A 15,104-nucleotide genomic window follows, 5' to 3' on the forward strand; every position below is an offset into this window, starting at 1 on the left:
CGCCGGTGCCGTTTTCAGTCCGCCGACCGATCGCGCGGTGCGAGGCGCGCCTCGCATTGCACGGCATGGACGCGCGGTTCCGGGCCGAGCTCGAGCGCGGTCAGCTTGCCGCCCCAGACTGCGCCGGTGTCGATGGCGTGAATGCCGAGCCCCTGGAACAAGCCCAGGGTCGACCAGTGCCCGCAGACGATCGGCAGGTCGCGCGGGGCGTGCCCGGGCACTTCGAACCAGGGATACAGGCCGGGCTGCTGCGACCCCGGAGCGCCCTTCGCCTCGAAATCCATGCGTCCGCCGACAGCACAGAATCGCATTCGCGTCATCACGTTGATGATGGCGCGCAGTCGATCGACGCCCTGCAGGCTCTTCGACCAGACCGCCGGACGATCGCCGAACATGTTCTTGAGCAATTTCCGGTAATCGTCGCCCTGCAGCTTGCGCTCGACTTCGGCCGCACGCGCCTTCGCGATGCTGAGGGTCCAGCGCGGCGCGAGCCCGGCGTGCACCATCGCGAAGCCGAGTTCGCGGTCGATGTGCAGCAGGGGGCGATGGCGCAACCAGGCCAGCAACGCATCGCGATCGGCGGCCATCAGCACGCGCGCCAGATCGACATTGGCGCGACGCTGGTCGGATTCCTTGCGCTCGGAGACCGCGAGCAGGCTGAGGTCATGATTGCCGAGCACGACGATCGATTGCGCATCCAGAGATTTGACCAGGCGCAGCACTTCCAGCGAATTGCCGCCGCGATTGACCAGGTCGCCGCAAAACCACAGCCGGTCGCGGGCACTGTCGAAATTCAGGTGCTCGAGTAGACGGGCCAGCGCGTCATAACACCCTTGAACATCGCCGACGGCATAAGTGGCCATCAGTGCAGGGTGCGCGGCACGGACAGCGTGAAGCGCGGGATCAACGCATCGAAGGCGGTGCCGTCGTCGGCGAGCATCTGGTAGCTGCCCTGCATGGTGCCGACCGGCGTCTCCAGGACCGCGCCCGAGGTGTATTCGAACGCCTCGCCAGGCGCCAGATGCGGGTGCTCGCCGACCACGCCGGGACCGCGCACTTCCTCGACCTTGCCGTTCGCATCGGTGATCACCCAATGCCGCGTCAACAGCTTCGCCGGGAGCGCGCCTTCGTTGCGGATGGTGATCGTGTAGGCGAACGCATAACGCCCCTGTGCCGGCTGCGATTGTTCTTCGAGGAAGCGCGGCACGGCAGCGACGCCGATGCGGTAGGACGAAGGAGAGGTCATGCGGCGATTGTCGTGAGCTTGTGCCCGCCGATCAATCACTCCGTCGCGCCCGCTGGCTATGATCGGCCTCCCGACGCCGCGGACCCAGCCATGTCGAAACGCGAATACACCCTGATCGGCGCCGGTCTGGCCGGCAGCCTGCTGGCCTTGTTGCTGGCCCGGCGCGGCGCATCGGTGCGGGTGTTCGAGCGCCGCCCGGATCCGCGCAGCGTCGGCTATCTGGGTGGCCGTTCCATCAACCTCGCGCTGGCCGAGCGCGGCCTGCATGGCCTGCGTCTGGCCGGACTGGAAGGTGCGGTGATGGCCCAGGCGATGATGATGCGTGGGCGCATGGTGCATGAACTGGGTGAAGCCGACCGCTTCATGCGCTACGGCAAGGACGATTCCGAGGTGATCTGGTCGGTCAATCGCGGCCGTCTCAACACCAGCCTGCTGCAGGCCGCCGAGGATGCGGGCGCGCGCTTCCACTTCGACTGCGCGCTGGAATCGGTGGACTTCGAGCGTCGCGAACTGCATTTTGCCAGCAGCGACGGCCTGCGTTGCGAAGCGCGGTTCGACAGCGTGATCGGTGCCGATGGCGCCGGCTCGGCCTTGCGTGCGGCGATGATGAAAGTCGCCGATCTGGGCGAACGCATCGAGTGGCTTGGCCACAGCTACAAGGAACTGGAAATTCCGGCGGCCCCGAAGGGCGGCTTCCTGATCGAACCGAATGCGCTGCATATCTGGCCACGCGGCGGTTACATGCTGATCGCCTTGCCGAACATCGACGGCAGCTTCACCGTCACCCTGTTCCTGGCGAACGAGGGTCGACCGAGTTTCGCCGGTTTGAACTCGGCCGACGCGGCGCGCGATTTCTTCGCCCGCGAGTTCCCGTCCGCAGTGCCGCTGATGCCCGAACACCTGCAGGATTTCGAGCGCAATCCGACCGGCCTGCTCGCCACGCTGCGGCTCGATCAATGGCACATCGACGGTCGCGCGCTGCTGATCGGCGATGCGGCGCACGCCATCGTGCCCTTCCATGGACAGGGCATGAATTGCGCATTCGAGGACTGCGTCGAACTCGACCACCTGCTCGCCGAGCACTCCGACCTGGAGAGCGCATTCGCCGAATTCCACGTGCGCCGCAAGCCGAATGCCGACGCCATTGCCGACATGGCGGTCGAGAACTACGTCGAGATGCGCGACTCGGTCGCCGATGATCGCTTCGTCCTGCTCAAGCAACTCGAACGCAGCCTCGCCGGCCTGCATCCGGAACGCTTCGTGCCGCGTTATTCGCTGGTCATGTTCCGCCGTATCGGCTACGCCGAAGCGCAACGCCGCGGCCGCGTGCAATGGCAGATCCTCGAAGACCTGCTCGGCCCCGCCAGCGATCTCGACGGCATCGACTACGCCGAAGCCGAACGCCGCATCCACGCGGAATTGATGCCGATCGAGTGACGGGATCGGCCTGAGGCCATCGATGGTCTGCCCTGCCTTTGTGTGCTTCAAGCACTTGCTTGAAATTACGAATATCGATAATTTCTCGGAATGAGGGAAGTTCGGTTCCTCGGGTCGTCGCAACAAGACTTGGCAAAGATGCCGGCTTCGGTGCGTTCGCGCGCGGGTCATGAGTTGTTTCTGGTGCAGGTCGGGCGCGAGCCGAGCGACTTCAAGCCGATGGCGAGCGTCGGGAGTGGTGTCTACGAGATTCGCATCCGCGATGTCGCTGGCGCCTTCCGAGTGATGTATGTCGCACGCTTCAAGTTGGCCATCTACGTGCTGCACGTGTTCCAGAAGAAGACCCGGAAGACCCCGCCGCTCGACCTGCAACTGGCGGCGACGCGTTACGCGAAGATCAAGGAGTAGCCATGGCCCGACGCAGCAAACAGAACGTATTCGAAGCGCTCGGTTTTCCGAAGCACGAAGCGGCGGTGATGCTGTTCCGCGCACAGTTGGCGGAAGAAATCCGTGACTGGATCGAACGTGAAGCACTGTCCCAGGTGGCAGCTGCGGAACGCCTTGGCGTCAGCGCGCCGCGCATCAACGAGATCGTGCGCAACCGCATCGACAAGGTGTCCGTGGACTATCTGCTCGGCCTGTGTGCCAAGGCTGGCATCTCGGTGTCACTGAAGCTCGCCGCCTGATCGTTGCCGGCGCCGCCATGATCTCGGTGGCACCGGCGTTCGATCATTACTGGCAGGGCATGTCGACGGTGATCTTCTGCTGGGTGGCATTGCTGCGCGCCCAGGTGCCGGGAACGCCCTGCAACCACCCGATGTTGATGGTCGCGGTGCCGCCGGCCTTGTTCGCGTAATTGCGCGTCAACGTGCCGGCCTGGCTGGTGGTGACGCCGCTGAACGCGCAGGTCGGGCAGAAGCCGCGGTGCTGCAGCAGCGGAATCGTCACGGCCGCGCCCGGCGTCGTCGTGACACCGAGCAACCAGCGCGCCACACCCGCCGAATCGAACACGTAAGCGGCATCGGCTTCCGCCACCGACACCGCGGTGACGCTGAAGCCCCACCCGGATTCGGCCGGATTCGCCCAGGCACCGGAATAACTCACCGGCGCGCCGCCCACCGACGGACAACTCGGGGATGCCGCCATCTGGAACGGCTCGCTGCCGTACTGACCATCGAGCAACCACGAGAACGTGAAGCGCGACGCCGACTCGAACGTCAGCAGCACTTCGCCGACGACATCCGCATAGGACACGCTGCCGTTCCAGGTCAGGCGATACAGCGGTGCGCGCCAGACACCGTCATTGCCGGTCGGCGCCGAGTTCGCGGCCAGGTACCAGGTCGGCGAACCATCTTCGAGATAGGTGTACCAGACCAGGGCCCAGGCACTGTCCGCCTGCGACAGGAACATGCCATGGCCGGAGCGGTTCGGGTTGAAATAGCCCTGCATCACCGGGCGTGCCATGCCCATGCCAAAGTCGAGCTTGCTGGTCAGCGTGAACGTGGCCGCCGTACTGCCGGTGTTGACCGGAGTGACGTACCAGCGCCCCGGCGTCAGCGTGGCGCCCAGCAGATCGACCGCCTCGGTCGCGCCGGCGTGGATCGACGTCCCTGCCGCCGCGCCGCGGGCCGGTGCCGCGGCGAACGTCGGCGGTGTCGGCGCCGCGCTCGCCTTCGCAACATACAGATCGACCTCGCCGCTGCCGCTGGTCGCGACATGCAGGCCGGTGGCGTTCGGCGGCACGTCGATGACGATGCGCTCGTGCGCCACGCCCGCGGCCAGCGTGATCGTCTCGCGATCGCCGAGACCGTTCAGCACCATCGGTGCCGGCGTCGCGTTGCCGGTGCGCTTGATGCGCACGAGCACCTCGCCGAGATTGCCGACGGTGCTGCGGGTGCTGCCGAGCGTGGCGATGGCGTAGGCGGTATCGCCGACATTCAACCAGGGTGCATTCCACGCCACGCGCGCCTTGAACGCAGCCAGTCGCGCAACCACGCGCGGCGCCGTGATCGAGAGATCCGCAGCGCTGTTGGGCGCAGTGGCCAGATGCACGGTCTTGATCGTCACGTTCTCGCTGGCAGTACCGGAGTAGCGCTGCGCATGCACCCAATAACGCTGGCTCGTCGCCGTGAAGCGCGTGTCGATGCGGCATTCCTCGACCGTCCCGGCGCTGGTCGACTTGCACAATTCCTCGCTTTCCTCGGCGGTGCCATCGGCATCGAGATCGATGCCGACGTACAGATCGATGTCGCCGCTGGCGCCGGCATCGGTGGATGCGATCAACACGCCATCGACGCCGACGCCGCCCGCGGTCGGACCGATCAAGGTCGTGAACGTGCCCTGCCCCGTGTTGTACGGGTCATCGGAAGTGGCATCGACGGCGATCGCGCGATCCACCTTCTGTCCGAGCACCAGTTCCGTGTCGGCGAACGTCAGATCGGGCAAATTGACGAGCCCGGAAAGATCGATGTCGCGGAATCCATTGGTCGTGTCGGTCTCGATGTCGATCACTTCCGGCACCGCGCCCGGCGACACGAACACCGACACCGGCAAGACCGTCGTCGCGAGGTTGGCATTGGTCGGCACCAACTTGATCTGGGCATCGATCCAGGAACCGACGAGACTCGCGTTGTCGACATCGACCGTGATGTCGAGGGGACGGGCAACGCCGCTGCCCAGCGAGAATTCAGCGGGTGTGACCGTGATCGCCGCACCTGACGGCACGACCGTCTCGACCCGCCAGGTGCCTTCGACATTCGCCGTGGCCATGCGCGTGAAGCTGCAGCGCTCGAAGCAGTCGTCGGCGTGCACGAAGGGCAGGTTCAACTGTTTCGGCTGGCCACCGCCCAAGGGGTCGGCATCGCGGAACTGCGTCGGCGTGACGTTGAAATAAAGCCCTGCGCGCGCCGCTTGATCCACCTTGGCCCGACCTGCACCGCCCTCGACATAGGCGGCAGCCGAGACGCCGTCCTCGATCTTCAGGGTGTGCGACGCCGTCGTGACCAGGGCCGACTCGACCTGCGCCACGTTCCAGTTCGGATTGCCCGACAGCAGCAGGGCGGCGGCACCGGCGACGTGGGGCGAGGCCATCGACGTGCCATTGAAGACCACGGCACCGTTCGAGCGGTGTGCCGCCGCCGCGATGCTGGTGCCCGGCGCCGCGAGGGTCGGCTTCAGCACGCCGCTGTAAGGCGTCACCGGGCCGCGACTGCTGCTGGCGGCGAGCACGTCGCCAGCGCCGTCGTTGCGCGTGGCGACCGACGAGATCCCCGCCGTGACCTGCGCGCCGGCCACGCGTGCGGATTCGACCAGCGCCTTGAGCGTGCTGCCATCGGCGGCATCGAGGTGCACCGCCGGCAGGAAATGACCGTCCGCCACGAGATTGGCATCGCCACCCGGCAGGTTCGCGAGGATCATGCCGGCGGCGCCCGCAAGCTTGAGGTTGCAGCCCTTTTCGATGCGTGCATATTCACCGCGATCGCAGATCACGATCTTGCCCGCGAGCGAACCCGGTGCGAACGGATTGCTGGCGCTGCTGGTGCAGGTGGTGGTGTTGTTGGTCGCCACGCCGGTGCCGCACAAGGCATTGCCGAAATCCTTGGCGTGCACGATCTGGGCCGTACCGGCACCGGCGGTGATGCCCTCGCCGATCAGGTTGAACGGCGTCGCGATGCCATGACCGCTGATGCCGGTGACTGCGGTCGAAAAGCGACGTCCACTGGACTCGTTCGCGACCGTGATGACCCATGGCGAATTGCCGGGCGACGACACCGTGCTTGCGCCGGGGCCATTGTTGCCCGCCGACACCACCGGCACGATGCCGGCCGCGCGGACATTGAAGAACGCGGCGGCATCGTCGGTGGCGGCATTCGAGCGCACCGACGACCAGGGATCGTAGGCACCGCCGCCGATCGAGAAGTTGATGACGTCGACGGCATCGGTCACGGCCTGGTTCAGCGCCGAAATGATCGCCGAGCCGGAGCAGCCGTCGTCCTGGGCTTCGAAGCAGACCTTGTACGAAATCAGGTTCGCGCGCGGCGCAACACCGGACAGGGTGCGGGTCAGCGTGGTGGTGGGCGCCGACTGGGTCACCACGAACGGATTGCCGACCGCCGTACTCGCGACATGCGTGCCGTGCCCACCGCAGTCCTTGCCGGCCGGCGAACTGCCGGTATCGAAGGTGCAGGTTTCGTTGACGTAGTCGTACAGCCCGATCAGCTTGTCGTTGCAGCGGGTATCGGCGCCCGACGCGCAGGCGCCGTAACGCTGGGCGCGCGGATTGGTGTGGTCGAAGCCATCGATGGCCACGTCCTGAAACGACGGGTGCGAGGCATTGACGCCGCTGTCGACGATGCCGACGACCACGCCCTCACCCTTGGTGCGGATGTTCGACCCCTGCACCGTGCCGTTCCAGACGGCCTCTGCACCGATCCATTGCGGACCGGCATCGGTCAGAAGGTGGCGCTTGAAATCCGGACGCACCGCGACGACGCCATCGATACTCGCCATCGCCCGGGCCTCAGCCGCGCTCAATTCGATCGCGAAGCCGTTCGCGACCATGTCGTAGCGGAATTTCGGCGAAAGCGGCCGCCTGAATGCCGCCGCCGCGGCATCGAGCACCGCATCCTGGCGCTCATGCAGGAATTCGGCGTATCGGCGCACCGGCGCCGCCTTGGCGTCGAACTTGCGCTGCCCGGTCACGGTGATCGCGGTGGGTTCGAGATCCGCGGCGCGCTTGGCATTGCCCAACTGGCCGATGTCCGCGAACACCGTCGCCGGCGGCTCGGCCAATGCGACCAGATAGACCTTGCGTACCTCGGCCGCTTGCGCGGTGCCGACCAAGGCCAGGGAGGCGCACAGGGCAGCGCGAAGGCGAGCGTGGATCATGGCGGATACCTTTCTTTACGATCGTGAGCCGGCGATCATCGCAAATCTTTCTACTCGCCGCATGTGTAGGTCGAATGAAGCCGGACATCGCGCACCTGGACGCCGGCGCGACCGCACGGCTGGCGTTGGCGCGCGATCCTGCGCTTCGATCGCGCCGTCATGGACGCTGCGAACGTCGAATGGGTAGCATAGCGATCCACTTTTCCAGTTCACGATGCCTGATTCCCTTGATGATTCAGTGCCGCTGCTGGCCGCGCGCGGCCTCGCGATGGTGCGCCAGGGCGAACCGATCTTCGGTCCGCTCGACCTTGAACTGCGTGCCGGTGAAGTGTTGCTGGTCGAAGGCGGCAACGGCAGCGGCAAGACCACGCTGTTGCGCGTGCTCGCCGGGTTGCTGAGCGCCAGCCAGGGTCGGATCGAACGGGCCGGCATCGCGTCCGACGAACCGACCACGCCGCTCGGCTTTCTCAGCCATGCGCTCGGCCTGCGCGTCGACCTGTCGCCGCTGGAACAGCTCGACTTCTTCGCCTGCCTGTACGGGATACGCCCGGGCATTTCCGCCGTCGGGGCACTGAAATCGGTGGGCCTCGAAGGGTTCGAGCACATGCCGGTGCGGCGGCTGTCGGCAGGACAGCGCAAGCGCTGTGCGCTGGCGGCCCTGCTGCACACCGCGAACCAGCTATGGCTGCTCGACGAGCCGTACGCCAATCTCGATCGCGACGGCCAGATCCTGGTCGACCGCCTGCTCGAAGCGCACATCGCGCGCGGCGGTGCCGCGCTGATCACCTCGCACGGGCTGATCGAGCCACAGGTGTCGCGGGTGCGGCGCATGCGTCTGGAACTGGCCCATGTCTAAGGGCAGCGTGCTGTCGGCGTTCTTCGGCGTGATGCGCCGCGATGCGCTGTCGCTGTGGCGTCGCCGCGCCGATGCGCTGAATCCGATCTGGTTCGCAGCCATTGTCATCACCCTGTTCCCGCTCGCGCTCGGGCCGGAAGCGGCCAAACTCGCGCGCATCGCCGGCGGCGTGATCTGGGTCATCGTGCTGCTGGCCAGTCTGTTGTCTCTTGACGCCTTGTTCCGCGCCGATCTGGAAGAAGGCTCGCTCGATCTCATGCTGACCAGCGCCCAACCGCTTGCCGTCCTTGCTGCCGCGAAGATCCTGCTGCATTGGCTCGCCACCGGCCTGCCCCTGGTCGCGATCACCCCGATCGCCGCGACCGCGCTCGGGTTATCGCCGAAAGCCTTGCCGACCCTGTTGATCTCGCTTGCACTCGGAACACCGATCATCAGCGTCATCGGCGCCTGCGCCGCGGCGCTGACAGCCGGACTGCGCCGCGCCGGCATGCTGCTGTCGCTGATCGTGCTGCCACTGGTGGTGCCGGTGCTGATTTTCGGCGCAGGTGCGGTCGAGGCCAGTCTCACCGGCACCTCGACGACGCAGCCCCTGTTGCTGCTGGCCGCCGGCCTGGTCGCGTCGATCGCGCTGGGGCCGCTGGTCTGTGCCGCTGCACTCCGACTCGGGAATCATTGATGCCATGAACGCCTTTCTGGTCTGGTTGAACAGCTTCGGCTCCCCCGAGAAATTCCATCGGGTGGCGCTGCGTTTCGAGCGCTGGCTGCTCGGACTTGCGCTCGTCGTCGGCGCCATCGGCCTGTACCTCGGCCTCGTGAAAGCGCCGGGCGACTACTTGCAGGGCGAGTCGGCACGCATCATGTACATCCACATCCCGGCCGCCTGGATGTCGTTGTTCATCTACGTCGTCATGGCGTTTTCCGGGTTCTGCGCGCTGGTCTGGCGCTTCAAGGTCGCGGAACTGATGGCGATGGCGGCGGCACCGGTCGGTGCCGGCTTCACTGCGGTCACGCTGATCACCGGCAGCCTCTGGGGCCGCCCGACCTGGGGCACCTACTGGGTCTGGGATGCCCGGCTCACCTCCGAACTGGTGCTGCTGTTCCTGTTTTTCGGCGTGATCGGGCTCTACAACGCCATCGAAGACCAGCGCAAAGGCGCACGCGCTGCCAGCCTGTTGGCCCTGATCGGGCTGGTGAATCTGCCGATCATCCATTTCTCGGTGAACTGGTGGAACACGCTGCACCAGGGCAATTCGATCAACCTGTTCGCCGGCAAATCGAGCATCCATCCGTCGATGCTTTGGCCGTTGCTGCTGATGGCGCTGGCGACCAAGCTCTGGTTCGGCGCTAGCCTGCTGGCACGGACGCGCGTCGCCCTGATCGAATTCGAATCCGGAAAGGAATGGGCCCAAGTCGCCCTGTTCGGACCGCGGAGACCCACCCCATGAACCACACGCCCTTCATCGTCGCCTCGTACGCGGTATTTGCCGCCTTCCTGGTCTGGGACTTCGTCTCGCCCCGTCTGGCGCTGCGTCGCCTCAAACACGAACTCGGCGCACGTGCGGCACGTGTGGAACGGAGGAAGAGCCAGTGAACCCGATCCGTCGTCGTCGTCTGGTCGCGCTCAGCATCGGTCTGCTCGGCCTCGGCATTGCCGCCGGCTTCGTGGTCTACGCCTTGCGCGAGAACATGCAGCATTTCATCAGTCCTTCCGACATCGCACTCGGCAAGGCGCCGCAGGGCCATCGCTTCCGTCTCGGCGGCGTGGTGCTGGAAGGCAGCGTGAAGCGGTCCGGCACCTCGCTCGACGTCGATTTCATCGTCACCGACCGGTTCAAGGACATTCCGGTGCGCTACACCGGCATCCTGCCCGACCTGTTCCGCGAAGGCCAAAGCGTGGTCGCGACCGGCACGCTCGAAGGCCAGACGCGCTTCCTTGCCGAGGAGGTGCTGGCCAAGCACGACGAGAACTACATGCCGGCCGAAGTCGCGGACGCCATCGCGAAAGCCAAGGCACAGAAGGACGCGACCCGATGATTCCCGAGCTTGGACAATTCGCCCTGATCCTGGCGCTGCTGGTCGCGGTGGTGCAGGCGCTGATCCCGCTGATCGGTGCACAGACCGGGCGCCTGCGCTGGATCGCGGTCGCGCGCCCCGCTGCACTGGCCCAGTTCGCGCTCGTCGGCCTGTCGTTCGCGCTGCTCACGCACGCCTTCGTGGTGCAGGACTTTTCGGTTGCCTACGTTGCGCAAAATTCGAACTCCGACTTGCCGATGCTGTATCGCTATTCGGCCGTCTGGGGCGCGCATGAAGGTTCATTGCTGCTGTGGGCGCTGATCCTCTCGATCTGGACCGCCGTGGTCGCACTGCGCACGCGCGCCCTGCCGGATGCCTTCGTCGCCCGCGTGCTCTCGGTGCTCGGTTTCGTCGCGGTCGGCTTCCTGCTGTTCACGATCCTGACTTCGAACCCGTTCCTGCGTCATGTGCCGGGACTGCCCGACGGCAACGACCTGAATCCGCTGCTGCAGGACCCGGGCCTGATCATCCATCCGCCGATGCTGTACACCGGGTATGTCGGCTTCGCGGTCGCCTTCGCCTTCGCGGTCGCAGCCATGATCGAAGGCCGGGGCGACAACCGCTGGGTGCGCTGGGCACGGCCCTGGACCCTGGTCGCCTGGTCGTTCCTGACCTTCGGCATCGCGCTCGGTTCGTGGTGGGCCTACTACGAACTCGGCTGGGGCGGCTGGTGGTTCTGGGACCCGGTCGAGAATGCGTCCTTCATGCCGTGGCTGGTGGGCACCGCGCTGATCCACAGCATGGTCGTCAGCGACCAGCGCCAGCAGCTGCTGCGCTGGACCTTGCTGCTCGCGATCATGGCGTTTTCGCTGTCCCTGCTCGGCACCTTCCTGGTGCGCTCGGGCGTGCTGACCTCGGTGCATGCCTTCGCCGCCGATCCGACCCGCGGCGTGTTCATTCTCGCCTTCCTCGGATTCGTCACCGGTGGCGCATTGATCCTCTACGCCTGGCGTGCGCAGGGCTTTGCGCACGATGCCGGGTTTGCACCGGTCTCGCGCGAATCGGCGATCCTGCTGAACAACGTGCTGCTCACGTCGGCCGCGGCCATGGTGTTGCTCGGGACGCTGTTCCCGCTGCTGGCCGATGCCTTCGACTGGGGCAAGATTTCGGTCGGCCCGCCGTATTTCGGCACGCTGTTTCCGATCCTGATGGCGCCGGTCGTGTTCCTGGTCGCGTTCGCGCCCTACCTCCGTTGGCGCGGCGACACGCTGGCGCGTTTCGTCGGACAACTGAAACTGCCGCTGATCGTCGCCGTCGTGCTCGCGGCATTCGCGTTCGCGCTGTTCAGTGCGCCCTGGGCGGCGGTGCTCGGCGTGCTCGCCGGTGTCTGGGTGATCACCGCGATGCTGAATTACGTACGCGTGCACCGCGCCGATCCGCAACGCCAGTCGCGTGGCTTCAACCGCGCCACCATCGGCATGCTGCTCGCGCACGCCGGGATCGGCGTGTTCGTGATCGGCGTGTTCGTGACCGAAGCCACCAGCATCGAGAAGGACGTGCGCCTGGTGCCCGGTGAGTCCATCGAGGTGCGCGGCTACCGCTTCGTGTTCGAGAAGCTCGAACATCGCGAAGGCCCGAACTTCGCGGCTGATCGCGGCGTCATCGGCGTGTTCAAGGGCGACCGCCGGGTCGAGACCATGCATCCGGAAAAGCGCCAGTACCGCGGTGGCCAGGTCATGACCGAAGCTGACCTCGATCCCGGTCTGAGTCGCGATCTGTACGTGGCCATGGGCGAGCCGGTCGGAGACAACAACGCCTGGGCGATCCGCATCTATCACAAGCCTTTCATCCGCTGGATCTGGCTGGGCGCGCTGTTCATGATGTTCGGCGGATTCGTCGCGGCACTCGATCCGAAACTGCGCGCGGCGCGTGCCGCCGCACGGCGCCTGTCCTCAGACTCCGCCGGAGCGACCGCCTGATGCGTTACGTCCTGCCGCTGTTGTTGTTCGCCGCACTGGCCATGCTGCTCTTTGCCGGTCTCGGCAAGGACACGCGCTACGTGCCGTCGCCGCTCATCGACAAGCCGGCCGCCGCGTTCACGCTGCCCGAACTGCGCGATGGCACACGCGTGATCGACTCGAAGCAATTCGCCGGCCAGCCTTATCTGCTCAATGTCTGGGGGAGCTGGTGCGTGGCCTGCCAGGAAGAACATCCGGTCCTGCTCGACTACGCGAAGTCGAAGAAGATCCCGCTGGTCGGCCTGAACTGGAAGGACGAGAACGAGACCGCATTGCGCTGGCTCTCCGCCCTCGGCGACCCCTACGACGCCGTGCCGGTCGATGCCGACGGTCGCGTCGCAATCGACTACGGGGTCTACGGCGCGCCGGAAACCTTCCTGATCGACGGCAAGGGCGTGATCCGCTTCAAGCAAGTCGGTCCGCTGACGCCCGACATCATCGCCCGCGAGATCACGCCACGTCTGGCCGGGATGGGAGTGAAATGATGCGTCGCATGGTGATTGCCCTGGCCTTCCTGCTGATCAGCGCGTTGGCGCAGGCCATCGACCCGTTGCCGTTCGCGAACGAGGCCGAGGAACAGCGTTTCCAGCACCTTGCACGCGAGCTGCGCTGCCTGGTCTGCCAGAACCAGAACATCGCCGATTCCGATGCCGGCCTCGCCCGGGATCTGCGCAAGGAAGTCTTCGAGATGATGCGCGCCGGCAAGTCGGACGACGAGATCAAGCGGTTCCTCACCGATCGCTACGGCGACTTCGTGCTGTATCGCCCGCCGTTCAAGGCCACGACGCTGGTGTTGTGGGTCGGCCCGATCCTGATCCTGCTGATCGGCGTCGCGATCGCACGCAACATGATGCTGCGCGCCGGACCGCACCCCGACCTGCCCGGCCCGATCGACGACAAGGTGGAACGATGAGCACTGCATTCCTGGTCTGGGTCGCGCTGATCAGCATCGCGGCCATGACGCCGATCCTGTGGCCGCTGCTGCGCCCGAAGATTGAGGACGAAGACTCGCGCGCGGCCCGCAAGCAGCGCGATGCACTCGCCGCCGCACGTGCGGCCGGCGTGTTGTCCCAGGACGAATACGAGTCCAAGCGGGCCGCATTGCCCTCGCCCGCCGCAGCGCCGGAGCGGCCGTCGCGCCTGCTCGCCCTGCTCCTCGTGGTGTTGGTACCGCTGACGGCGCTTCTGCAATATCGCCAGATCGGGGAGCCGCGCGCGCTCGATCCGAAGGCGCTGGTCTCGGCCGAGGCGGAAATGGCGAGCGCGCCGGACCTGGCTACTGCGGTCTCCGGTCTCGAACAGCGACTGGCAGGACAACCGGACGATGTCGAGGGCCTGCGCCTGCTCGCGAGCGGCTACCAGCAGTTGCAGCAATTCGGCGATGCCCGCGACACGTTGCTGAAGGTGCGCCTGCTGCGACCGGACGATCTCGACGTCCAGGTCGAATATGCCGAAGCGGTGGCCCTGGCGACCGAATCCCGGCGCATCGAGGGCGAGGCGGAGACCCTGCTCGCCGATGCCTTGAGCAAGGACCCGAACCATCAACGCGCCTTGTGGCTGTCCGGCATTGCAGCCGTGCAGCGGGACGACAAGCCCGCCGCACTCGCACACTGGCAACACCTGCTGCCGTTGCTGCCGCCGAACTCGACCGTCTACAACGCCGTCGCCGAACAGATTCGCGGCATTGGCGGCGACGCGCCCGCGGCTGTCGTGCAGGAAGAGGGGCCGGCCGCTTCCGCGGCGCAAGACGATTCGCCCGCCACCGCAAGTGCACCGGCGATCCGCGTCCAGGTCCGCGTCGCGGCCGCATTGCAGGATCGTGTCGCCGCCACCGACACCGTCTACGTGTTCGCGCGTGCGGCCGAGGGTTCGAAGATGCCGCTCGCGATCCAGCGGTTTGCCGCGTCCGAGCTGCCCAGGGAAGTCGTGCTCGATGACAGTTCGGGCATGATGCCGACGCTCAAGCTCTCGCAGACGCCGCGCATCGTGCTCGGCGCGCGAATCTCGAAGTCCGGCAACGCCATCCCGCAATCGGGCGATCTCGAGATCATCGGCCAGGCCATCGAGCAATCCGCGATCTCGACGCCGGTGGTGCTGGAGATCGCCAGCGTCGTGCCCTGAGTCTGCAATGCTTGCCCCCGCGCAATGGCGCGCGTTCGCCCAACGCGATCGCAGCGCAATGAACGCACCGGCAGCGAAACGCACGATCGAACTGCTGGCAGCGATGTCACAGATCGCGCCGGAGTGAGCGCGGATGTCGAGCACTTCGCTTGATGCCGAACGGCTGTGCCAATCCTGCGGCGCCTGCTGCGAATCCTATCGCGTGTCGTTCTACTGGGCGGAAACGCTGGAACTCGGCATTCCCGACGCCATGGTCGAGCAATTGACGCCCTGGAATGCCTGCCTGCGCGGCACCAATTCGGCGATGCCGCGCTGCGCAGCACTGACCGGCACGGTCGGCGAACGCGTCGCCTGCGGCATGTACGCGGCGCGCCCCTCGCCCTGCCGCGAAGTTCAGATTGGTGACGATCGTTGCCGACGCGCGCGCCAGCGCCACGAGTTGCCCGATCTTCCGACGTCCCTGTGGCTCGATGACAAACCTGCACCCTGATCTGCGTACCCGATCGCACCCCCACCACGGAGTGCG

At 66.2% G+C, this 15,104-nt stretch carries 16 protein-coding genes; 13 read left to right on the top strand and 3 right to left on the bottom strand.

The window, feature by feature from the left end; translation table 11 throughout:
• Positions 1-14 precede the first annotated feature (14 nt).
• Both IPP28_14680 and apaG read right to left on the bottom strand, forming a co-directional pair.
• Positions 15-863, bottom strand: a complete 849-nt coding sequence (locus IPP28_14680) for a symmetrical bis(5'-nucleosyl)-tetraphosphatase (GenBank protein MBL0042239.1) — start codon at positions 861-863, stop codon at positions 15-17.
• Entirely contained in the window at positions 863-1,246 is a 384-nt protein-coding gene (gene apaG / locus IPP28_14685) for a Co2+/Mg2+ efflux protein ApaG (GenBank protein ID MBL0042240.1), read from the bottom strand. The genes IPP28_14680 and apaG overlap by 1 nt, the downstream gene beginning before the upstream one ends.
• Before the next feature lie 90 nt (positions 1,247-1,336).
• Between apaG and IPP28_14690 the strand changes: the two genes are divergently transcribed.
• The 3 genes from IPP28_14690 to IPP28_14700 all read left to right on the top strand — a co-directional run bounded on the left by IPP28_14690 (position 1,337) and on the right by IPP28_14700 (position 3,369).
• The gene (locus IPP28_14690) at positions 1,337-2,683 is read left to right on the top strand and encodes an FAD-dependent monooxygenase (protein MBL0042241.1); all 1,347 of its coding nucleotides are present in this window, start codon (positions 1,337-1,339) and stop codon (positions 2,681-2,683) included.
• 90 nt (positions 2,684-2,773) lie between these two features.
• Positions 2,774-3,091 (top strand): type II toxin-antitoxin system RelE/ParE family toxin, encoded by a 318-nt coding sequence (locus IPP28_14695; GenBank protein ID MBL0042242.1) that lies wholly within the window; start codon positions 2,774-2,776, stop codon positions 3,089-3,091.
• A 2-nt stretch (positions 3,092-3,093) separates the two neighbouring features.
• Positions 3,094-3,369 (top strand): XRE family transcriptional regulator, encoded by a 276-nt coding sequence (locus tag IPP28_14700; GenBank protein ID MBL0042243.1) that lies wholly within the window; start codon positions 3,094-3,096, stop codon positions 3,367-3,369.
• Between the two features lie 46 nt (positions 3,370-3,415).
• Here IPP28_14700 and IPP28_14705 read toward each other — a convergent pair whose 3' ends face one another.
• Entirely contained in the window at positions 3,416-7,570 is a 4,155-nt protein-coding gene (locus IPP28_14705; protein MBL0042244.1) for a S8 family serine peptidase, read from the bottom strand.
• A gap of 214 nt (positions 7,571-7,784) precedes the next feature.
• Between IPP28_14705 and ccmA the strand changes: the two genes are divergently transcribed.
• From ccmA to IPP28_14755, 10 genes are all read left to right on the top strand, one after another.
• Positions 7,785-8,426: a heme ABC exporter ATP-binding protein CcmA gene (gene ccmA / locus IPP28_14710; protein ID MBL0042245.1), complete on the top strand. Its 642-nt coding sequence runs from the start codon at positions 7,785-7,787 to the stop codon at positions 8,424-8,426.
• Positions 8,419-9,102, top strand: coding sequence for a heme exporter protein CcmB (gene ccmB, locus IPP28_14715; protein ID MBL0042246.1), 684 nt, complete (start codon positions 8,419-8,421; stop codon positions 9,100-9,102). Before ccmA ends, ccmB begins: the two co-directional genes overlap by 8 nt.
• A gap of 4 nt (positions 9,103-9,106) precedes the next feature.
• Complete coding sequence (locus tag IPP28_14720; protein MBL0042247.1) at positions 9,107-9,871, top strand: heme ABC transporter permease; 765 nt, start codon at positions 9,107-9,109, stop codon at positions 9,869-9,871.
• Positions 9,868-10,017, top strand: a complete 150-nt coding sequence (locus IPP28_14725; protein MBL0042248.1) for a heme exporter protein CcmD — start codon at positions 9,868-9,870, stop codon at positions 10,015-10,017. Before IPP28_14720 ends, IPP28_14725 begins: the two co-directional genes overlap by 4 nt.
• Positions 10,014-10,460, top strand: a complete 447-nt coding sequence (gene ccmE / locus IPP28_14730; protein ID MBL0042249.1) for a cytochrome c maturation protein CcmE — start codon at positions 10,014-10,016, stop codon at positions 10,458-10,460. Before IPP28_14725 ends, ccmE begins: the two co-directional genes overlap by 4 nt.
• On the top strand, positions 10,457-12,418 hold the full coding sequence (locus tag IPP28_14735; protein ID MBL0042250.1) for a heme lyase CcmF/NrfE family subunit: 1,962 nt from the start codon (positions 10,457-10,459) through the stop codon (positions 12,416-12,418). Before ccmE ends, IPP28_14735 begins: the two co-directional genes overlap by 4 nt.
• Positions 12,418-12,942 (top strand): DsbE family thiol:disulfide interchange protein, encoded by a 525-nt coding sequence (locus IPP28_14740; protein ID MBL0042251.1) that lies wholly within the window; start codon positions 12,418-12,420, stop codon positions 12,940-12,942. Before IPP28_14735 ends, IPP28_14740 begins: the two co-directional genes overlap by 1 nt.
• Positions 12,943-12,950: 8 nt before the next feature.
• Positions 12,951-13,370, top strand: coding sequence for a cytochrome c-type biogenesis protein CcmH (locus IPP28_14745; protein MBL0042252.1), 420 nt, complete (start codon positions 12,951-12,953; stop codon positions 13,368-13,370).
• Positions 13,367-14,578, top strand: a complete 1,212-nt coding sequence (locus IPP28_14750) for a hypothetical protein (GenBank protein MBL0042253.1) — start codon at positions 13,367-13,369, stop codon at positions 14,576-14,578. The genes IPP28_14745 and IPP28_14750 overlap by 4 nt, the downstream gene beginning before the upstream one ends.
• Positions 14,579-14,711: 133 nt before the next feature.
• A complete protein-coding gene (locus IPP28_14755; protein MBL0042254.1) occupies positions 14,712-15,068 on the top strand; it encodes a YkgJ family cysteine cluster protein in 357 nt (118 codons plus the stop codon).
• Positions 15,069-15,104: the final 36 nt, after the last annotated feature.

Source organism: Lysobacterales bacterium (genome assembly GCA_016721845.1).
Lineage (GTDB): Bacteria > Pseudomonadota > Gammaproteobacteria > Xanthomonadales > Ahniellaceae > JADKHK01.

Excerpts from the sequence above, each read along its gene's own strand:
- apaG (MBL0042240.1), bottom strand. The coding sequence starts at position 1,246 with ATGACCTCTCCTTCGTCCTACCGCATCGGCGTCGCTGCCGTGCCGCGC.
- IPP28_14750 (MBL0042253.1), top strand. The coding sequence starts at position 13,367 with ATGAGCACTGCATTCCTGGTCTGGGTCGCGCTGATCAGCATCGCGGCC.
- IPP28_14700 (MBL0042243.1), top strand. The coding sequence starts at position 3,094 with ATGGCCCGACGCAGCAAACAGAACGTATTCGAAGCGCTCGGTTTTCCG.
- IPP28_14735 (MBL0042250.1), top strand. The coding sequence starts at position 10,457 with ATGATTCCCGAGCTTGGACAATTCGCCCTGATCCTGGCGCTGCTGGTC.
- IPP28_14725 (MBL0042248.1), top strand. The coding sequence starts at position 9,868 with ATGAACCACACGCCCTTCATCGTCGCCTCGTACGCGGTATTTGCCGCC.
- IPP28_14705 (MBL0042244.1), bottom strand. The coding sequence starts at position 7,570 with ATGATCCACGCTCGCCTTCGCGCTGCCCTGTGCGCCTCCCTGGCCTTG.
- IPP28_14720 (MBL0042247.1), top strand. The coding sequence starts at position 9,107 with ATGAACGCCTTTCTGGTCTGGTTGAACAGCTTCGGCTCCCCCGAGAAA.
- IPP28_14755 (MBL0042254.1), top strand. The coding sequence starts at position 14,712 with ATGTCGAGCACTTCGCTTGATGCCGAACGGCTGTGCCAATCCTGCGGC.
- ccmA (MBL0042245.1), top strand. The coding sequence starts at position 7,785 with ATGCCTGATTCCCTTGATGATTCAGTGCCGCTGCTGGCCGCGCGCGGC.
- IPP28_14690 (MBL0042241.1), top strand. The coding sequence starts at position 1,337 with ATGTCGAAACGCGAATACACCCTGATCGGCGCCGGTCTGGCCGGCAGC.
- IPP28_14680 (MBL0042239.1), bottom strand. The coding sequence starts at position 863 with ATGGCCACTTATGCCGTCGGCGATGTTCAAGGGTGTTATGACGCGCTG.
- IPP28_14740 (MBL0042251.1), top strand. The coding sequence starts at position 12,418 with ATGCGTTACGTCCTGCCGCTGTTGTTGTTCGCCGCACTGGCCATGCTG.
- IPP28_14745 (MBL0042252.1), top strand. The coding sequence starts at position 12,951 with ATGGTGATTGCCCTGGCCTTCCTGCTGATCAGCGCGTTGGCGCAGGCC.
- ccmB (MBL0042246.1), top strand. The coding sequence starts at position 8,419 with ATGTCTAAGGGCAGCGTGCTGTCGGCGTTCTTCGGCGTGATGCGCCGC.
- IPP28_14695 (MBL0042242.1), top strand. The coding sequence starts at position 2,774 with ATGAGGGAAGTTCGGTTCCTCGGGTCGTCGCAACAAGACTTGGCAAAG.